Genomic DNA, 19,914 nt, shown 5'->3' on the forward strand with positions numbered 1-19,914 from the left:
ACATCCTTGATTTCCGATATATTCCCGCCTCAAGGCATGGTAAAATGAGAGATACCAAACAAGATAAATAAAGGAGTATTGACTGATGAGCAATGCACGCAAGGGCAAATGGATTCGCGATACATATGAAGTGTTGCAAACATTTCCCCTTCATCAGGGAACGATGTACTTCACCCGGATGCACTCCGGCGAGAATGACACCGGGACAGCAACCCGCTTTCTTCTGGCTGTCCAAGGCGTTACCCTGCCGCCGGATCTGCCGCCGGAAACGCTGTTGCAACGGGATGAAGCACGTTTTGTACCAGCAGAAGCGGTATTTGTGGAAAATGAGACATTATACTGGGTTTACCGCCAATTGCCGGAAAACTGGCTTGCACACCGGTTGCTGCCCGACCATCGTCTGCCGGAAAAGCAAATTGTCCATCTTTTGCAGCAGGTGATTCACGCTTTGATGCAGGCCGAACAACATCACGAATGGACTTTGCTCCATGCTGAAAACATTTTTCAGCACAAAGACGGACAGGTGCGTTTTTTGCACGGCGGGCCGTCCTGGCTGTCAGAAGCACCTCTTTCTCCTGAAAACGAGGGGCCCCGTGTCGGTCTGCTTGCCTATTCCCTGCTGACAGGGCAACGCACGCCAATCGACGTGTCCCATGAAAACCTCCGTTCTTTTCTGGACGAGCCGGCAGTAACTTCTGCTTGGAAACCTTTCCTCCGGCAAGCGTGGCAGCCTGCATCCGCCGTGAGTTGGAATGACCTATTGGCCTCATTGCAAAAGACGGAACAGTCACTTGTAAATCTGAGTGAAGAGAAACCGAAGATTGTCACCCAAACGAAGAAAACCGGGATCACCACACAGCCTGTCCCGCTCCCCTGGTGGAAACGCAAAGCCGCTCGTTGGATCGGAATCGCACTGGGTATCTACATACTGCTGTCAGTTGCGGGATGGGGAATCGCCGAGTGGATATCGGATACCCCCACTACAACAGTTGATCCTTATCAGGCGAAGCAAGCCGCTGACTGGTATGACCAATCCCAGACGGCCTATCAGGACAAACAATATGACCGTGCGCTGGATCTGGGCAAGAAAGCATTGGCAGCTGATCCGAGCAAAGAAAAATACTACCTTCATCTGGCCAAACTGTACCAGCTCCGCCAAGACTATAAAAACGGGGTTCAGATCATGAAACAAGCGGTCAAACGCTTCCCCGAAAATCCGGCCATACAAGATGGTTTGGCCATGCAGGCCTATTACGCCAAAGATTACGCGACGGCCAAGGCAGCCAGTGAAAAAGCGGTTCATCTGAATCCATCCCGATCCAGCTATTATCATCATGAAGCGAAAATTCTCAGTGCGCAGGGTAAATACACTGACGCCGTGGAGTTAATGAAAAAAGCGATTTCTTTGGATAAGAACCAGTCCTATTATTATTATGATCTTTCCATATATCAGTATCGCCTGGGGCAAATCGACGAGGCCGTCAAATCAGCCAAAACCGCAATCAGCATGGATCGGCAAAATGTCCGTTACCAGACGATGCTCGCCATCCTGTACTTGAAAGAACGCGATCTGGTGAATGAAGATCCATCGCTTTTGGCGGAAGAGCGAACAGCTCAAAAACAGAAATGGGCGCAAGAAGCAGCCAAAATTTTTAGTCCTCTGCTGAAAAAACATGTGCTGCACGCGAGTGAGTATTATTATGCATCCGTCGCTTTTTATTACACCGGCCAGCTTTCGCAGGCACTTGAGGCCATCCAGCTGGCGCTGAAAACGGATAACCGGCAAGCACTGTATCACTATCAATACGGGGTCGTACTTGCTTCCTCCGGCAAGAGAAACGAGGCGATCGCCGAATTTCAGCAAGCAACCCGCTTAGATGCGAACAATCCTTTGTATAAGCAGGCACTCACGCAATTTCAAAAAAAATAACCGCAACTTTTAACATATTTTTGACGACATATTCCAATTTCAATGAGATATGATATTATAGAAAAATAGGGAAGATGGGCAAAATTTGCAATGAGATGGGGAGTGAAATCCCATTGCGGACGTTAATTTTGACATTAGCCTTTCTATTCGTCTCCCTACCCGTTACATACGCCGCACCACTCGACGCTAACGAAAACGCGAATTCAAAATCGCTAACGGATACAGTAAAAGAGAGCGTCAAAGGTGTAACGGACGCGGTTCAATCCGTCGTTCAATTACCTGGGGATCAACCCTCCGGAGACCAGCCTTCCGGAGATGAACCTCCGGTCGTTGAACCTCCTGTTGTGGAACCGCCTGTAATTGATCCTCCTGTGATCGACCCGCCTGTAATCGATCCTCCCGTGATTGATCCGCCTGTCGTCGATCCGCCCGGGGATCAACCTCCTGGAGATCAACCGCCCGGGGACCAACCTCCTGGGGACCAGCCACCCGGGGATCAACCTCCTGGGGATCAGCCGCCTGGGGACCAACCTCCTGGGGACCAACCTCCTGGGGATCAGCCGCCTGGGGATCAGCCGCCCGGGGACCAACCTCCTGGAGATCAACAGCCTGGAGATCAACAGCCTGGAGATCAACCGGGTAATGGCGGACAGGACACCGAGCAACCTGTAAAAGTAGAAAAACCTTCTTACAATCCATCCACCATGGTGCAACCAGAAGAAATCCAGTTATATAAAGCGGCACCTTCTGAAACAAAAGAATTGCCAAAAACGTCAACTCCATACCCCAATCTGGCATTGGCAGGTGGATTGCTGCTCGTCTTCGGTGCACTGATGTATCGGTTCCGTCTGAAAAAGGCTGAGTAGCTTTGATACGCAAACTCGGGCTTTTACTGATGGTTGCAGGTCTTTTGCTGGTGGGTTGGAGCGGATACCATTGGTGGAAGGAAAGCCAGGTAGCCGTTTATGATCCAAAAACTGCTCTGGCATACACGCCCCGAACCAATGCCCTCGATCCGGCGTTAACCAAAGGAATTGCGCCGTATCCCGTTCCGCAGGTGGGCAAAGAGATGGGACAGTTGGTGATTCCCCGCATCGGTGCCATTTTGCCGATCATCGAAGGAACAGACGAAGATGAGTTGGCAAAAGGGGTGGGGCACTTCCGCGGGAGCGCCCTTCCCGGCGTCACCGGCAACTCCGTCTTATCCGGACATCGCGACACCGTATTCCGCCGGTTGGGCGAAGTGAAAAAAAACGACCTGCTGGTGGTAAGAACCGATGCCGGCACCTTTACCTACAGGGTGACAAAAATGTGGATCACCAAGCCCACGGACATCTCGGTACTCGATTCCAAACCGACACCGGTACTGACACTGACAACCTGTTATCCTTTCGGTTATATCGGAAGCGCACCGAAACGTTATATTATTGAAGCCGTATTAATTAAAATTGATACCAAACAGAAATAAAAGACATTCCCCATCTTCCTTCATTCGGGTCTTGCGGCCCGTTTTTTTATGCAAATCATGGGCAACCGCTTTGGAAATACCTGGATTCAATAAATAAAGAAACCTGTAAACCCTCTCACTCGATCAGGCTTACAGGTTTTATTCCGTTATGTTCCTGATCAACGAAGATATTCTACCGATCCCACTTTGCAAACATCACCAGTGACCGAAAAGCCTCGTCGGAAAGCACCCGTCCCGCCAAAATATCCCGGTCACGGTCGGGATGCAGGCTCAACCGCGACCAGTGTTGTGCCGCCAGCATTCGTCTGCCGTCACCATCCGTCTGCAAATCGTGTTGGGCTTCCTCCAGGAGATGAACCGCACTGAATATATCGTACATCGCATCAGCCAGTTTCTTCGCCACCGCCGCCCGGGTCTGCTCATCACCGGAGAGGACATGCGTAATCAGGTGCTCAACGCGGCCGGCTGCTTCGGCAAAGGTTTGTTTCAGTTCCTTCAGTTGCGGATGTTCGATTTTTTCCAACGTCCGGCGAAGATCGCGGAGGAACGGAGCATCTCCTCCTTTTTCCAGGGTTTTCAGCACTTCGAGCGCCTGAATGTTGGCTGTTCCTTCCCAGACCGGATTGACAACCGCATCGCGCAGCAAACGGGGGGTTACGTATTCTTCAATATATCCGTTCCCTCCATGCAGTTCGAGGGCACGCTTCGCCGCTGACACTCCCAGCTCACTGCAGCGGTATTTCGCCAGTGAGAGCAGGATGCGCAGCAGTTTATAATCCTCCGCCGTCCCCGTTCTGTAGGTGTGCATAACGTCAAACCAGTGAACCATCTGCGCCACAACCGCCCATCCCGCTTCAATCTCCGTGATCATGTCAGCCAATGTTTCCTGCACCATGGGGAAGCGGTTGATCTTGCTGCCGAATGCCTCACGATGGCTGGTGTAAATGGCCGCCTCCAAAAAAGCCCTCCGTGCGATGGCCAGCCCCGCAAATGCAGTACCGAGCCGTGACATGTTCAGTGCTTCTGCCATGTACTTAAACCCTTGATCTTCTTCACCGATGAGATAGCCGACCGCGTTGTTTAAAATCAGTTCACCGCTGGCCACTGCCCTCACGCCCAGCTTGTCCTTTAACCTGCGGATCGAGACACGGTTCCGGCTGCCGTCGGGAAGCGTCCTCGGCAACAGAAACAGCCCCAATCCCTTGGTGGAAGGCTTGTCATTCACCCGTGCGAGCGTGATGGCAATTTCGGCATCGCAGTTGCTGGCAAACCACTTTTCCCCCGTCAGCAGATAATGGTCCCCATTCTTGACTGCCACCGTCTGCGTTGCGCCCACGTCCGACCCGCCCTGGATTTCCGTCAGGAATGTACCGCCTTGAACCATTGTTTTTGGATCGGTCGAAGCCAAGCGGGGCAAAATGTTCTTTTTCTGTTCGTCTGAACCGAATTTTTCCAGAACAAAAGCGACCGACTGGGTGAGGCCGACCGGGCAGGTAAATCCCGGCTCCGCTTCGGATAACAAATAAATCAGAATGGAATTCACCAAAAACGGGATTTTTTCCGGGGCATTCCGGTCATAACGGTAAGATACCACGCCGGTGGCATACCCTTCCTGAACGGTCTTCAAATAGCCTTCATTGTACCAGACCTCGTTTATTTCCTCCCCTTTCCGGTTATACCGGATCAGCCTGGGTGCCCCTTCACGATCCGTATGTACTGCCCGCCGGTCAATCACTCCGGCCGCAAGTCCCCCGGTATGCTGAAACGAGGGCTCCACATACTCGTAAACCCCTTTCGGCAGGTACCGTTTCGCATAACGCGTGAGAATCGGATCGTCCGTATACCAATTGACATCATTGCCGCTTTCCCATTTTTCGTAATTGATCATCCCGTGTTCTCCTCCTTTTCTCCTGCTCCTACAGATTTCGGACCTGTTGTTTGAGAACCTTTCCACTGGCATTGCGGGGCAGTTCCTTTACAAACGAATAGATGCGGGGGCGTTTGTAATCGGCCAGACGAGTGCTTACAAATTCCCGCAATTCCGCCTCCGTTACCTCGCCTTTGGGAACGATCACCGCCTTCACGGTTTCCCCCCACTCTTCATGCGAAACCCCGACCACGCACGATTCGAGCACTCCCGGATGCTGAGCCAGCACTTCTTCCACTTCCCGCGGATAAATATTAACCCCGCCGGAGATGATCACATCCTTTTTCCGGTCAACGATATAGACGTAGCCATCCTCATCACGGCAAGCAATATCTCCGGTATAAAGCCAACCATCGCGAATCGCTTCACCGGTGGCCTGCGGGTTGTTGTCGTATCCGAGCATCAGGCTATCTCCTCTCAGGATGATTTCCCCGTATTCGTGCGGTATGGTATCGCTTCCATCTTCGCGCACCACACGCATTTCCATATTGACAACCGGGTACTTGCCGATGCTCCCCGCTTTGGTCTGATGTTCATGCGGACGCAACAGACACCCGTTGGGCCCCGCCTCTGTCAGGCCGTACACCTGATAGAAATTACCGTTTTGAAACGCCTCCTTTACCCGATGGTAAGAAGCCAATGGCATCGGGCCTCCGCCATAGGCAAAGACACGCATGCCAGACAGGTCAAACCGTTGAAGGTCAGGCTCTTTGGCCGCCAGCAAATAAGCGACCGGAGCCGCAAAAGTAAACGTGGTTTTTTCTTCGTGAATCCACTTCAGGAATGATCGCGGCGAAAAATCTCCCAACACGTGCGAGACTCCGCAATACAGCCCGCTCATGAAGAAACAGTTCAGCGGGGCGGAATGGGACAGAGGCATCAGAGTCAAAAGCCGGTCATCCCGCGTGAGTTGAAATTCGATGGAAATCGCCGAAGCCAGGGCAAGAATCCGTTCATGATTGAACAAAACCCCCTTCGGAACACCGGTTGTCCCCGAAGTGAAAAGAATCTCGCAAACCTCACGGGAAGAAATCGGGAGATCCAGATCGTCCGCTGCAAAGGACGAGGCGGAAACCGCTGCCTTCTCAATGCAAATCCGGTGTGACAGCGGATAATGTTCGTGCACCGCTTCAGCCGTTTTGGCAAACTCCTCGGAAAAAACAACCCCCTTCGCCCGGGAATTTCGCAAAATCACGGCAAGTTCGGCAGGCGTTAGGCGAACATTGACCGGCATCGCGATGCATCCTGCTTTGAGCAGGGCAAAATACGCGTAGAAAAAATGCTCATTATTGCGTACGAGAATCGCCATCCGGTCGCCACCCCCAACGCCTGTGGCCTGAAGCAAGCGGGCAACCCGGTTGGCCATCCGGTTCATCTGCGCATAAGTGAGGCGGTTGGTGGCACTGATAAATGCCTCCTTGTCCGGATCTTTTCTGGCGTTTCGCTCCAGCAATCCGTGGATGGTGGGTGAAGGTTGGCTCATTCCACTGCTCTCCTCCTGTCTCAATCCCTTGACATTTTTCTATTATAATAGTATATCAATTATTTATTTTCCGCTAATATCAATTATTATTGAATTAAAAAAATCCCCTTCGGATAAACAGTTTCACGCTACTGTTCACCCGAGGGGAAGAGTGCCGCGTCACTGCATTCACTTTTACAATAGATTCATGGGGATCTTCAGTTTGAGAACTTCAGCGTCTTCCAGGCAAAAAGCAGTCAGATCGTTTGATATCAATTCAAGTCTCTCATCTCCATAGCTGAATCGAAATGATTCTCACTTGTGGAACCCAAGCTCAATCCACCTTATTCAAATATCTTACATACGTCCTGTAAAACGGATCTGTCTCCGGATGATATCCTCTTATTCCATCCCAAGTGTAGCCAAGCACGATCTTTGCGTCGTTATATACTTTAAGTACATAGTCCCTTCTTTTTTTGGGTGTATTTCCCAACTGAGCAACCAGCTTTTCTTTTATCGGATGATTGCTCTCAACAAAATGCTCATTCCGTTTGATCAACTTCTCAATATAGATGGCGGACGGCAAACTGTCACTTTTCTGTTCATTGCAAAAACCATGGGACAAAACCAAATTCCAAACTTCATCATGATGGATTAACTGCCGCGGGATAACATGATCGACATGGACGTCATCGCCATTCATAACCTCTCTGCAGTAGAAACAGACATTATTCTGATAACCGTTTAATACAGGTCTGTTTTTGGTAATATCAGTTCTTTTATAGCCATTTACCAAGTACATCCTGCGAATATCATTGACCAGTTGGCTGTTATTCCTTCTCATCTCAAAAGCCGCTTCCAAAAGATCCCACCGAGCATCCAATTCCTCTTTCAAGATTGAATGATTCTGCGATGAAAAAACCTCAAAAAGATGATCAGTCAAAATCAGCCCATCCTTGTCCCTTTGATAAAACTGGACGGGAACTGCTTGATTATAAACGGTATGAAAGGAGGAAATTACATTGCGGAATGCATTTTTTTCAACCTGTTCCACAGCAGTGCTCCGGTTGATCTTCCCCAGTTTATATAAATCAATAATTCTCTCCATCACGGATCTTCTTTTTTCATTAAATGATTGCGGCTTCTCTTTTTCAACTCTTTTTAAATACATTTCAAAAAAATCCTCTGCCAATTCAGACATCGTCACTTTTGTTTTTCCCTGTTGCGAGAAACGCATCAAAGAGTGGCCCAGTGCGATTTTATATGTTGCCTGATTTAATCCATAAAGAATAATGGCCCGCCAAAAATCTTCTTTCTTCAAATTGTTTATATTCATGCTGTTCCCCTCTGGCTGTTTGATTTATGTTGCAAAGAAAGAATTGGCGAAAAGATAAAACTCCCACACAAAACTTGCAAGTTGCTAAAAGGTTGATAAAATTATGGAGAATAGATTATACATTAACAAGATAACATAAACAGAAAAGAAATTAACATAAAATTATACAAATAAAAAATATAAAACCCGATTGAATTTGGTAAACTTGACCCACTCCCTTTTCATTGCCTCTTACAGGAGTGGGCTCGGCAATACTTTCGTAATCGGTTTGACTATTGAATATCCCTGCTTAATCATCATATCGGGAAGAAACCGGCTCTCTAATTCTTAATTCTTCCTAGTATACTTGTTTTTATCAAACCCCACAGCTTCATAATCTTCTGTACGGAAATCCCTTACAAACGGCGAAATGGACTCCGGTTTTGATCCATAATACATAATTCGCAAGGTATGTTTGGCCCTGGTCAGGGCAACATACAACAACTTCTTTTCATCACTCAAAATCTTATCCAAATCTTTTTTATATCCATCTGAAAACTGATTTTCTGCACACTTATTTAACTCTTGAATTCTCTTCTTCATAGGGTAATGATTCCGATCAAAATGAATTACAAAGACATGGTCAAATTCCAGTCCCTTAATACTGTACACATCAGTAAAGAAAACTGGTTTCTTCTCTGATTGATAATCAAATTTCCGTTTATATTCGTCTGTAGATATCAGAGAAAACCGTTGCTTTAAATAACGTTCGAGCGAGTTTGGAACCCCTCTGTTCAGCTCCTCATCATATCGATGAATAATAGCGATGGAAGCCGCCGGGTTTTGTTCATGGATAGAACGAATCTGTTTTACAATATCATCCGCCAGTTTTCTAAGTTCCAAATGATATGAAATCACAGGTTTTTCACCCTCGCGAACAAACACGAGATGATCCAACCGATCGTTTTCCACATCCTGAAATGTTAATGACTCAGCCAGGGACATAATCTGGCGGGTGGAACGAAAGTTTTGCCTCAATGTTCGGATTTTGCGACCAGTCAGATTCAAGCCAAGCGAGCTGTACGTATGTGGGGTGCTCTTATAAATGCGTTGTTTTGGATCTCCAGTCAGCACAATCCCTTTTTTGGTCAACTTTACCAAAGCAAGAATCTGCATGGGTTGGAGATCCTGCACCTCATCTACGAGGACATAATCATAGCGAAGTGCATCCGGGAGACGATCCATGATCCGCAGCAGATTTAACGCGTAATCTTCCAGATCCATATCATGATTGTAATCCTTTTTCATTCGTTCCTGGTAAATTTCAAAGATTCGAAACAACGTTTTTCGCTGCTGACGGGTAAGACGTGGATTCTGGCTGCGGCCGGTCCGTTCCACCTGCAAATAACTCTCTTCCCGGACAATGCCGTTAGCCTTCATCCACATAATCTCATCCCCGATAAATCCAGCAGTATGCGTATTGTATAACCGTTGTTCGACAGGCATTTTTTTGTATTCAGCTGAATTCATCAAATTTTCCTTGATCGATTCGATTCTCCGGTACAGACGATCATTAAGCCTCTTTATCCCTCTAAGCGAAGTATCCACCGGCTTTACATGAGCAACTTTCATCTCTTTCAGTAATTGATAGGCCAGCCAATGAAATGTAAACAAATCCAAATGGTGTTTCTGTGTCAACTCCCGATATTTTTCTGAAGTTTTCAGCCTTTTTATTGTATCATCTAACAATGTTTTATTGAACGTGACATATAAAATCCGCCTCGGTTCCTGCTCTTGCTTCATCACTTTGAGCAATTTGTACATTAAAGTGATGCTTTTCCCACTTCCCGCGGAACCATTGATCAACAATTGGTCCTCTTCTTGTTGAATGATCACTTTCTGTTCATCAGAAGGATCAATCCCCGGCAACAGCCCTTCTGCATCAAAATAATTTTGCCAAGCTTTTGCAGTACGGAGAAAAAACTGAGTTCTGCTTTCACTTCTGGCTGCTGTACTTACCGTCAACTGTGAACTCCCCTTTATCGCAAATCATGAGATATGGGCACATGGCACAGTGAGATCCTGATTCTGCTTTAACGTGTGTTTCTTCAACAGATTGTAACCATTCTTGTAACCATTCTTTTTCATTTAAGCGATCACGTTCAAAAGCAAAATCCACCTTCCATCTTTTTGTCACCCGATAGCGGCTGTATAAGCGTTGCAATTTTTCCATCGCTTTGGGATAGGAGATATTCTGGAAAGATCGGTAAACAAGCAAATCCGTTTTAGAAGCAGTCTCAACCAGGTTTCTCTTCAATGTTTGTGTCCACTGGGGAAACAGAGGATCAAGATGTTCCTTTACTCCTTCTTCCCCTAATGCCTGCTGTGTGAACAAAGCACCCAAAATGGAGAAAACAATTCGTTGATGAAAATCAGAATCGTAGATTGGATGCAACTCAACCAAGCTATTAAAGAAAAACTTGCGCGAACAAAAATCCTGATCCAACCAGTAAACTGCTGGAATTTGACCAAGAAGATTTTTCGCATTGATCAGATGTTTTTCCTCACGGGAGGATAAATCTGGCAGTTGCAACTTTATTGATTGCGGATTCCAATAAGGTATTTCCTGTTGTTTACCATAAAGGGAATTTAGCAGCTCCAAAACTGAGCTTTCCTCATCATTGTCATAAACGCCTTGAATCCAGCTAAGTTGAACTTCTTTTTTCGCAAATGCCAGCAGGAAATAGAGTTGAAAATAAAAGTATGACAAACCTACTTGATTTAGCTGATAATGCGTGAACAGTGCAAGCAATACTGCATTGTACCGCACCGTATCTGTTTCAAACTGTTTTTTGCTCCATTCTTTTAACCATGAAAAAGTGAGGGGGGCTATTTCCACTTCAATTGAATAATCCTTCAACCCCTGTATAGACAAAGAAGTCACATGAATAAAATCGCTCTGCAACACCAATCCTTCAAGTTGATTTAAATTGTCCAAATCCTCTTCAACATTCGTCCTGCTTAAAAGGATATGGACGCATTCTTTCAATTCTGCCCGGGACATGTTCCAAGATTCAAAAATGGTCGTCCGAAAAGCTTTATCCATTCGTTCTCTCTCTTCCGCATTGATGGGTAAATGCTCTTTAACCTTGTTATATAGCTGTCTAAGAAGTTGCATGTGTTTTTTTAAAGACATTTGTTTCTGTTCCTCGGGCAACAGCGAAAGAGCAATCTGGTTAAATTGTTTGAACAAATCTTGTAATTGTTTAAGGGTTACCGAATAGCGATTGCGGTGAACATAGGGAAAGACGCGAAACGGATTGGATAAATACATTTTGATCCGGCTGCGTCCCGTTCTTTCACGGGCCAATTGATCAAATTGGTCACTGGCTCCCCTTAGTTCCTCCAACCTTTGCAACCTTTCGATCGCTTCGTCAACGGTCTTGATCCCCTTCATATAAGGTTCGAGATCTAGCAAAAAAGAAATCGCTTCGATTCCACTCACATCGCGAACCATAATCCATCCTGACGTTATACACTCAAACAAATGCTCATACTCAATCCAGACAGTCTGATCTTCTCTTTTACATTCGTAAAGATGAAAGAAAAAGCGATTACATGGCAATTGCGTTAGGGGGAAACAGTTTTTTTCTTTGGTTGAGCCACTTGACATACTTCGTCGAAACATCTGATTTAATCTTTTTGAATTTGCTGCCAGGATTCTTCCTTTCTTATTTTTCTTATGATGTTGCATAAGAAAACGATTAAAATGAACCGGAGAGACAAACTGAAACAGTTCAATGTTCCGACTATCACTCACGTTTTTGAAATCGGATTTCCCCTCGACAAAAGAAGCCCAACGATTCCCCATAGAAATCGTCCGATCTGAATGTTTTTCCAGCCAGAACGGGGAACCGATTTTTTCGAAAACTTGTCTCCATGGCTTATACACATCAGGCAGTGATGCAATGTACGGGATGCGAAACACAACCTGAAACCCAGACTGAACACATTGGCAGAAGAACATCATCCGACTTGCATCCAATTGAATCATGTGGTAGACGTAAATGGCAGTAATCCCAGGAGAGAAGACCTGGCGTATCAATTTCCCGATGTCGATTTGCTGCCTGGAAAACAGCAAACGCTTAACCTGTGCATCTTTAAGCAACTTCTCCCAAACTTCATGAAACAACTTGCGCTCCGGAGTTTGCTCTTCTTCCAAAGGTTCCGCGGAAATGTTAAGACCGAGTTCAACCAGAAAACGAAAGCGATGGATCCAATCCTGAAGAAAATGATCCATACTTCTCTGGTATTGGTCTGGCAAAAGGTTTTCCAGGATCGCCCGGACTTTGGACTTTAAAAGCAAATCTGAGAAAGGGGAATTCCATTTAGGAAACAACTTTTGTTGCATCTGATCATATGTAAGAACTTGTTCCTTCGAATCAGATTTTTGAATAAGATAGGTGCGAAAAGAAGAGTCCCCCGTTACATGAAGCGCATTTTTTTCCAGAGAAAATGAATGAAAGTATTCATGTGGATTTTGATAAGTCTCGATTTTAAACAAAAACCGTTCCCCCCCATCCCAGAAGTTCTGCCCAGTTGGCAGGGCTATCATGGGTACAGGATTTTGGTCTGCCGAGGATCAATCCCTTTTTAGCCCTGGTCATTGCTACATAGAGCAAACGCGTTTCTTCCGCAACAAGTTCCAATTGCTCCTTTTTCTTTAATTCTGTATAAAAACTGTTGCGAATCGTCATCTCTTCCAATTTCACCTGATATGCCACTTGTGGTCGTTCTTCATTCATCTTCAAAAAAATATGGGGTCGCCCATAGACGAGAAACGGGGAATCCAATCTCGGCATGATCACATAGTCAAATTCTTGTCCTTTCGCTTTATGAACGGTCATGCATCGAATCAGTTGAGAGCTGTTGTTTTCCAACTCGGGTACGGGTGGGTCATTCTCCTCGACATCGGTCTGGATATGAATCCTTAAAAAACGCTCAATTCCATACAGAGTTGCGATCCGGTCAGAAAAATGCTGTTTCAGGATATACAAAAGATACTCGAGACGACTCTGATACTGATACATCCGTCGGACGCACTGCTCCCAAAGGCTCTCTGGTTGAGCATCCGGACGATCACACTGGATTCGTTCCCACAATCGCTTCACATATTGTTGGGCCGGCTGCCTCTCTTGAATGATCTGCTCAAGCAAAATAATCGGTGGAACCTTGCGGCTTCGTTCCAAGCAATTTTGCCAGTAAGCATAATCAGGCTGTTGTTTCCAAATAGACCAAAGATTCTTTTTTTCCGGAACGAACTGCTTGATTATCATCTTTGGCGAAATCGTATTCTCACCATACGAAGAATTGTTTAATGAAAAACAGTTGGACGCTGACTGCGGCATTATCAAAAATCGGACGAGCATATACAGCTCCCGCACCGGCAGGGAACGGTAAAACTGTCCTTGTACTTGTCCTTCGCAGAAAATCCCCCACTCCTCGCACTGCTCTACAATCTGTTGCACTTCTGCATTAGAACGTACCAAGATCGCAGTCTCTTTTCCTTCCAGTTTGAACAGTTGGTCTTTAAATACGGTTGCCAGATCCAATGCTTTAAACTGAATACCTTCCTCAGCTTCGTTTATCATCGCCAACAATCGGTCATTTGAATTGTAAAGAAAACCACGGACTTTCTCTCCCCATATCTGAAAAAATCCATCCATCTCCTTCAAAAGCTTACTGCTGGTACGATAATTCCTTATCAAATTTATTTCAGTAACCATAGCTGGATCCAAACCGCTGCGAAGTTGGTCAAACGCAGTATAGTCTGCGCCCCGAAAACGGTAAATGCTTTGTTTGACATCACCTACGACAAACAAATCGCATTTCATCAACTTATGTAACCACAATAAAAATTGGACCTGCATGAAATCCGTATCCTGAAACTCATCCACCATCACAGTATGAAACCTTTTTTTTAACTGAACATTATCTGTGTGTTGCAGTTCATATAATTTACGGATCAAGTCATTGACTTCCCAATTAGCCTGCTCTTGTTTCATTTTTTGCAGTTCATTCATACTGTTAACAATTACAAATTGCAGTAACTTATGAAAGCCTTTTTCATCCGATCCAAAATCCGTCTTTTGATAAAGCCATTCATGCAGTGATTGATTTTCCAACTTATCTACAACCGAAAGAACCGTCTGAACCAACAGATAATGACGAATCCTACCAAAAGTCTCATACAATTCTGGATAGGCTTGGGCAAATCGATCGATCCACTGTTCAATCAATGAACGTCTGGTTTCTAAAAACTTACGAATCCGAACGTTAGGTGGAAAGCCCAACTCCCTCCCTTCACGCTCAAACAGGTTTTTGGCAAAGGAGTGAATGGTGGACACATGTAAATCCTTGGCTTCATCCAACCAGTCCAAGTATTTATGATCAAGTGTCAATTCATAATACGCTTTTATGCGACGGTGCAAACGTCTTTTGATCACAGTAGCAGCTTCATTAGTAAAAGTGATCATCGCAACCTGATCAAATCGAAACAAAGGATTCACATGTTTTAGAAAAAGCAAACGGTTAATCATTACAGTTGTCTTTCCCGTACCCGCCCCCGCCATGACAAACAGATGGCGGCCCTCCAACGCATGCTCTGCACGATACTGCTCCGGATTGAAAGAGTAAAATCCATTCTCTTCCGCATGGTTACAGAGAAATTGAAACAATGTCGGATCAGTGATCTTACCATCCTCAAAGTAGACTGTTTTACCTGCATCTTCATTTCGATAAGGTACAGCAAACCACTGCATAAATTGATTTTCTCGCAAAGCATTCCATTTGGGATTATTTTCAATCCTCTCTAAATCATCAGATGTAAAAAGATAAATTTTTATTCCGGACCTGATCCAGGATTCGATATTGGCCAGCAGTTCCGGAAATAGATCAAAGGAATAGATTATTACAGAATACTTGGGTGCTATCATCTGCTTTCCTCACTCTTCCTGAAATGATGTCGAATTAATCTCTACATTTCCAAACAGTTCTGCCAACCGACTGCCAAGCCAGTCAATCTGAATATTATCGATCCGTTCTATTTTTTCATCGTTCACATCATTTTCGAGCTTCCCCCAATAGACGCTGTCCAGTTGATAGTAAAAGTAGCAAAGATTAAACGAGAGTTTCGGATTATCTATTTTTCTTGGCATAAACCCCTATTTTTTAATTCGTATAAAAAGTGATATTTTTAGTATTAATAAATTATTTACTAAAAAAACCCTGTTTATATACAATATAAAAAAGATTATTTAAATTTTACCACAAAAAAATCAGGCTTAAAAGATCAGAAGCCACACGACATAAAATGAACCGGCACAATAAATACTTCGTTCATCCGAACACAAAACGGGTAAAACGCCTCAAAAAACTGCATGCCATTGATCCGGTCTGAATCATCATTTCAAACCATTGGTTCATGGCTGGGCAGTTCGTTTAGGCCGGTTCTTCAACTAACATCCAGCTTCTGCTCCTCCTCCCCCCAACCCCGTCCCTTCTGATCACATCAAAAAATATTGCTCACGGATCTGAATTGCATTAAACTGAGATTGAAAATTCACAAAAATATTCCCCTGTTTATTCTTTTGTCAAAGGAAGATGTCCCGCTCCCCTCAATTTTGCTTGTCCCTGTTGATGTCACCGCAAGCGATCGCCAGTTTCATTTGCAGACCACCGATGCATGAAACAAATGAATAAAATCTACCCGGGAGGGAAATGCATGCAAATTCAACAGCCCTTCACCGTGGCGGATATGCTGAAACGCCCCACCTTTGCCAAAGCCAAAGTGATGGCCGGCTCCCGCGGTCTGAACCGACCGGTCCGATGGGTTCACGTGTTGGAGGTTTCCGATGCGGCCTCTTTTGTCAACGGGCAGGAACTCATTCTGACGACCGGTGTCGGTCTGGACGGAAAAGAGGAGTCAGTGTTTCACTTCGTCAAGCAGTTGGTGGAATGCGGAGTTTCCGGATTATGCATCGAACTGGTTCAGCGCTTCACGGACATCCCCCGCTCCATCCTCCAATACGCCGATACCTGTGCTTTTCCCATTATTGTTTTTAAAGAAGAAGTCCGCTTTATTGAGATCACCCAGGACATCCATGCCTGTCTGATCAATCGGCACCATCACCGGCTCGTTGCCCTGGAGGCGATTTCCAACCGGTTTCTCCAATTAACGCTCCGGCCGCAAGGAACTCTGGGGATCCTCAAACTACTGCATCAGGAAACAGGATGCGCCGTATGGCTTCGCGACGATTGGGGAACGGACATCACTTTTCCGGAGTCATGCGAAAAAGAACGGTTCCTGAAAAAAGGAACATGCCGTCAGCCAATCATTGCCCTGGACATGCAGGTGGGGGAGCTGTACCTCGACTATCGCGGGGAGGCCAAAGAATACATCCAACTGATTCTGGACCAGGCAGCCATCGCCATCGCCCAGGAATTACTTCGCCGACTTTCCCTGGAAGAACGCCGTCTGAGAAAGGTGCAAAAATGGATTGATGATTGCCTGCATTCCGGACGGGCCGATATCCCTGCGCCTTTGTCATCGGTACTCTCATCGGGCGGAAAAATCGTCCTGGCCGCCGTCCATACGGATCTTCACTCTCTCTCTTCGCCGACAGAATGTCCCCTGTCTCATGAAGATATAGCCATTCTGCAATGGGTGCGTCGTGCATATTCAACCTTTGCGCGTTTTGGCATTCTTGGATGGTTTGCCTCTCATGGAGATCTGTGGTCCATCGTGCTGGCGGATGCTCAACCTTCCTCACCTGTTCCGTTCCTTCAGCGGATCCGGGAAAGTTTTACCCACTTGTTCAGGCAAACAGATTCCTCCTGCTTTAATTGTCAATATCACTGGACGGTCGGAATCAGCCGGATCTTTTCCAGCCTGTCCGAGGCCCCCGCCGCTTGGCAACAGGCGAAACAGGCGCTGAAGATCCGACCGCGGTTCGCTGCCCATACGGCAAAAAGGAAGCCCGACCGCAAGCACGGCGAACGCTCACCTGATTGCCCTTTCCACCTTGTCTTCTACGATGACCTTCATACCTGGCAGTTGTTTTTACAGGTGGATCCCGCTGTTTTATCCGATTACATCAGCCACCAGATCGGTCCGCTTTTGGACTATGACCGCGAAAACGGAACCGAATTGGTTCATACACTGGAAACATTCCTCAATTCCGGACAGTCCAAGCAGCAAACGGCCAAGGCTCTGTTTATCCACCGGCAAACCTTGTATTACCGGCTGGAGCAAATCTCCTCTCTTCTCGGGGAAAACTGGGATTCACCCTCCCGCCGTCTCGCTTTGGACACCGCCCTGGCCGCCCGCAATTTTCTCAGATCCCAGGAAAACCGGCATGCCAGCCATCGAATAAGTAAATAAAAAATCGGGGGGGCTGAATCGGATCAGCCCCCGTATTTCCTTGTTTTCAGGGCAAGAGGTCCAACATTTCCCGATATGTCTCAGGCCGGCGGTCGCGGAAAAACTGCCAGGTGTCCCGAACTTCCCGGATTACCTCCCGATCCATCTCCCCGATCACCACTTCCTCCCGATCCCGTTCGCCGATTGCCACAAACTCACCGCGGGGGCTCACCAGATACGATTGTCCGTAAAACTCCCCCATATCCCAAGGTTTTTCCCAGCCGACCCGATTGATCGCCCCGAGGTAATAACCATTGGCTACAGCATGTGCCGGCTGCTCCAGCTTCCAAAGGTATTCGGAAAGACCGGCTACTGTCGCCGAGGGATTGAACACGATTTCCGCCCCGTTTAATCCCAACAGGCGTGCTCCCTCCGGAAAATGGCGGTCGTAGCAGATATAGACGCCCACCTTGGCAAAAGCCGTGTCAAACACCGGATAACCCAGATTACCGGGTTTGAAATAGTATTTTTCCCAGAAACCGCATCCGGCAGGACCGGCCTGTACCTGGGGAATATGCTGTTTGCGGTATTTGCCCAGAAATTTGCCGTCTGCGTCGATCACGGCGGCTGTATTGTAATAGACGCCGGGCAGTTCTTCCTCATATAAAGGAACGATCAGTACCACCCCAAGCTCTTTGGACAGCTCTTGCATCAGGCGGGTTGTAGGTCCGTCGGGCACTTTTTCCGCAGCCGCATACCATTTGGGATTCTGTTCCGTGCAAAAATAAGGCCCGTAAAAGAGTTCTTGCAGACAGATCACCCGTGCACCCTTGGACGCCGCTTGCCGGATCAACGGAAGATGTTTTTCGATGGCCGCCTTTTTGTGAGTCTCAACCGGCTCCCGGCCGTCCACATGATGATGAGCTTGAATCAAACCGATTTTGACTTTGGAACCCATCGTCCCACTCCTTCCTCTTTTTTCGGCTTTTTGCCTCACACATCGACCTGAGAAAACGGCTTGGCCCGGAGAAATTGCCCCATGCCCGGCTTGCCTGTAAACCGGTCATGCTCGACAATCACCTGTCCACGGAGCAGAACACATTTGGGTTTGCCCTTCACCTTCATTCCTTCAAACGGATTGTAATCAACGTTCATATGGTGAGTTTTCGACGAGATCGTCCACTCGGTTTCAGGGTCCCAAATGACAATGTCCCCGTCACTCCCTACGGCAATCGTCCCTTTTTCAGGAAACAGACCGAACAGTTTTGCCGCATTGGTGGAAGTGAGAGCAACAAATTTCGTCAGGCCGATTCGCCCTTCGTTCACTCCACAGTGGTAAAGAATCGACATGCGGTTCTCAATGGTGGGGGCTCCGTTGGGGATTTTGGTGAAGTCGTTCCGCCCCAGTTCTTTTTGTCCCTTGAAATTGAAGGAACACTGGTCTGATCCAAGCACTTGCAATTCGAGATTCCGAAGCCGGTTCCAAAGTACTTCCTGGTGCCATTTCTCCCTGAGCGGCGGGGACATTACGTATTTAGCCCCCTCGAAACCGGGACGTTCATAATCCGAAACATCGCAGACCAAGTACTGCGGACAGGTTTCCCCGTAAATCGGCAACCCCCGCTTTCTCGCTTCACTGATGGCATCCGACGCTTGGGCGCAGGTGACGTGAACGATATACAAGGGAGCACCGGCAATCTCCGCCAGGCGAATGGCCCGTGCCGTCGCCTCCCCTTCCGCTTCGGGCGGCCGCGTCAAAGCATGGTATTTGGGTTCGGTTTTTCCTTTGGCCAGAGCGTCTTTCACCAATACATCGATCACATCGCCGTTTTCCGCGTGTACCTGGACCAGAGCTCCGCATTTGGCCGCTTTTTGCAGCACGCGAAACAGGGTTTCATCGTCCACCTGCAGATTATTTTTGTACGCCAGGAACACCTTGAAGGACATTATGCCTTCCTTTTCCACCAAGTGAGGAATCTCATTCATAACCGCTTCCCGCATGTCCCCGACCATCATGTGAAAACTGTAGTCAATGGCCGCTTTTCCTTCTGCTTTCTCATGCCAGGTTTGCAGGGAGTTGGCCAGTGTGTCCCCTTTTTGGTGCAGAGCGAAATCCACGATGGTCGTGGTTCCGCCAAAAGCGGCGGCAATTGTTCCCGTTTGAAAATCATCCGCCGTGATCGTTCCGCCAAAAGGCATATCCAGATGGGTGTGGGGATCAACGCCTCCCGGAAACAGATAACAGCCCGTTGCATCGATCATCTCATGACCAATGGAAAGAATCCGTTCTCCGATGTGGGTAATCTTGCCGTTTTCAATCAGGACGTCGGCGGTCATCACGTCGCTGGCGGTTACAATCGTTCCGCCCCGGATCAATGTACCCATAAAGCG

At 47.1% G+C, this 19,914-nt stretch carries 13 protein-coding genes; 4 read left to right on the top strand and 9 right to left on the bottom strand.

The genetic code is table 11. The features are described from left to right. Positions 1 to 85 precede the first annotated feature (85 nt). From I8U18_RS13880 to I8U18_RS13890, 3 genes are all read left to right on the top strand, one after another. Complete coding sequence (locus tag I8U18_RS13880; protein WP_198064849.1) at positions 86 to 1,930, top strand: tetratricopeptide repeat protein; 1,845 nt, start codon at positions 86 to 88, stop codon at positions 1,928 to 1,930. Between the two features lie 113 nt (positions 1,931 to 2,043). Beyond that, positions 2,044 to 2,796 (top strand): LPXTG cell wall anchor domain-containing protein, encoded by a 753-nt coding sequence (locus I8U18_RS13885; RefSeq protein WP_198064850.1) that lies wholly within the window; start codon positions 2,044 to 2,046, stop codon positions 2,794 to 2,796. Positions 2,797 to 2,798: 2 nt separating this feature from the next. Beyond that, on the top strand, positions 2,799 to 3,398 hold the full coding sequence (locus I8U18_RS13890) for a class D sortase (RefSeq protein ID WP_232331052.1): 600 nt from the start codon (positions 2,799 to 2,801) through the stop codon (positions 3,396 to 3,398). A 172-nt stretch (positions 3,399 to 3,570) separates the two neighbouring features. On the opposite strand, the gene I8U18_RS13895 is transcribed toward I8U18_RS13890, so the two are convergent. From I8U18_RS13895 to I8U18_RS13925, 7 genes are all read right to left on the bottom strand, one after another. Beyond that, positions 3,571 to 5,286, bottom strand: a complete 1,716-nt coding sequence (locus tag I8U18_RS13895) for an acyl-CoA dehydrogenase family protein (protein WP_198056335.1) — start codon at positions 5,284 to 5,286, stop codon at positions 3,571 to 3,573. Positions 5,287 to 5,314: 28 nt separating this feature from the next. Further along, positions 5,315 to 6,808 (bottom strand): class I adenylate-forming enzyme family protein, encoded by a 1,494-nt coding sequence (locus tag I8U18_RS13900; protein WP_198064851.1) that lies wholly within the window; start codon positions 6,806 to 6,808, stop codon positions 5,315 to 5,317. A gap of 313 nt (positions 6,809 to 7,121) precedes the next feature. Further along, positions 7,122 to 8,123, bottom strand: coding sequence for an HNH endonuclease (locus I8U18_RS13905; protein ID WP_198064852.1), 1,002 nt, complete (start codon positions 8,121 to 8,123; stop codon positions 7,122 to 7,124). Between the two features lie 327 nt (positions 8,124 to 8,450). Further along, positions 8,451 to 10,127, bottom strand: a complete 1,677-nt coding sequence (locus tag I8U18_RS13910; RefSeq protein ID WP_198064853.1) for a UvrD-helicase domain-containing protein — start codon at positions 10,125 to 10,127, stop codon at positions 8,451 to 8,453. Beyond that, positions 10,099 to 12,294 (bottom strand): hypothetical protein, encoded by a 2,196-nt coding sequence (locus tag I8U18_RS13915; protein WP_198064854.1) that lies wholly within the window; start codon positions 12,292 to 12,294, stop codon positions 10,099 to 10,101. The genes I8U18_RS13910 and I8U18_RS13915 overlap by 29 nt, the downstream gene beginning before the upstream one ends. 364 nt (positions 12,295 to 12,658) lie before the next feature. Then, positions 12,659 to 15,097, bottom strand: coding sequence for a UvrD-helicase domain-containing protein (locus I8U18_RS13920; RefSeq protein WP_198064855.1), 2,439 nt, complete (start codon positions 15,095 to 15,097; stop codon positions 12,659 to 12,661). A 9-nt stretch (positions 15,098 to 15,106) separates the two neighbouring features. After that, on the bottom strand, positions 15,107 to 15,319 hold the full coding sequence (locus I8U18_RS13925) for a hypothetical protein (protein WP_198056329.1): 213 nt from the start codon (positions 15,317 to 15,319) through the stop codon (positions 15,107 to 15,109). A gap of 566 nt (positions 15,320 to 15,885) precedes the next feature. On the opposite strand from I8U18_RS13925, the gene I8U18_RS13930 reads away from it, so the two are divergent. Continuing rightward, positions 15,886 to 17,544 carry a PucR family transcriptional regulator gene (locus I8U18_RS13930; RefSeq protein WP_198064856.1) on the top strand — a complete coding sequence of 553 codons (1,659 nt, stop codon included), beginning with the start codon at positions 15,886 to 15,888 and terminating at the stop codon, positions 17,542 to 17,544. Positions 17,545 to 17,590: 46 nt separating this feature from the next. Here the strand turns inward: I8U18_RS13930 and I8U18_RS13935 are convergent, their stop codons facing one another. Both I8U18_RS13935 and hydA read right to left on the bottom strand, forming a co-directional pair. Continuing rightward, positions 17,591 to 18,481, bottom strand: coding sequence for a nitrilase-related carbon-nitrogen hydrolase (locus I8U18_RS13935; RefSeq protein ID WP_198059431.1), 891 nt, complete (start codon positions 18,479 to 18,481; stop codon positions 17,591 to 17,593). 35 nt (positions 18,482 to 18,516) lie between these two features. Beyond that, entirely contained in the window at positions 18,517 to 19,908 is a 1,392-nt protein-coding gene (hydA, locus tag I8U18_RS13940) for a dihydropyrimidinase (protein ID WP_198059432.1), read from the bottom strand. Positions 19,909 to 19,914: the final 6 nt, after the last annotated feature.

Origin of the sequence: Thermoactinomyces sp. CICC 10522 (genome assembly GCF_016055075.1) — a bacterium.
GTDB classification, from domain to species: domain Bacteria; phylum Bacillota; class Bacilli; order Thermoactinomycetales; family Thermoactinomycetaceae; genus Thermoactinomyces_A; species Thermoactinomyces_A daqus.

What these genes read in the sequence shown, in the direction of transcription:
- I8U18_RS13880 (WP_198064849.1), top strand. Translation starts at nt 86, where the DNA reads ATGAGCAATGCACGCAAGGGCAAATGGATTCGCGATACATATGAAGTG.
- I8U18_RS13895 (WP_198056335.1), bottom strand. Translation starts at nt 5,286, where the DNA reads ATGATCAATTACGAAAAATGGGAAAGCGGCAATGATGTCAATTGGTAT.
- I8U18_RS13900 (WP_198064851.1), bottom strand. Translation starts at nt 6,808, where the DNA reads ATGAGCCAACCTTCACCCACCATCCACGGATTGCTGGAGCGAAACGCC.
- I8U18_RS13905 (WP_198064852.1), bottom strand. Translation starts at nt 8,123, where the DNA reads ATGAATATAAACAATTTGAAGAAAGAAGATTTTTGGCGGGCCATTATT.
- I8U18_RS13920 (WP_198064855.1), bottom strand. Translation starts at nt 15,097, where the DNA reads ATGATAGCACCCAAGTATTCTGTAATAATCTATTCCTTTGATCTATTT.
- I8U18_RS13925 (WP_198056329.1), bottom strand. Translation starts at nt 15,319, where the DNA reads ATGCCAAGAAAAATAGATAATCCGAAACTCTCGTTTAATCTTTGCTAC.
- I8U18_RS13930 (WP_198064856.1), top strand. Translation starts at nt 15,886, where the DNA reads ATGCAAATTCAACAGCCCTTCACCGTGGCGGATATGCTGAAACGCCCC.
- I8U18_RS13935 (WP_198059431.1), bottom strand. Translation starts at nt 18,481, where the DNA reads ATGGGTTCCAAAGTCAAAATCGGTTTGATTCAAGCTCATCATCATGTG.
- hydA (WP_198059432.1), bottom strand. Translation starts at nt 19,908, where the DNA reads ATGGGTACATTGATCCGGGGCGGAACGATTGTAACCGCCAGCGACGTG.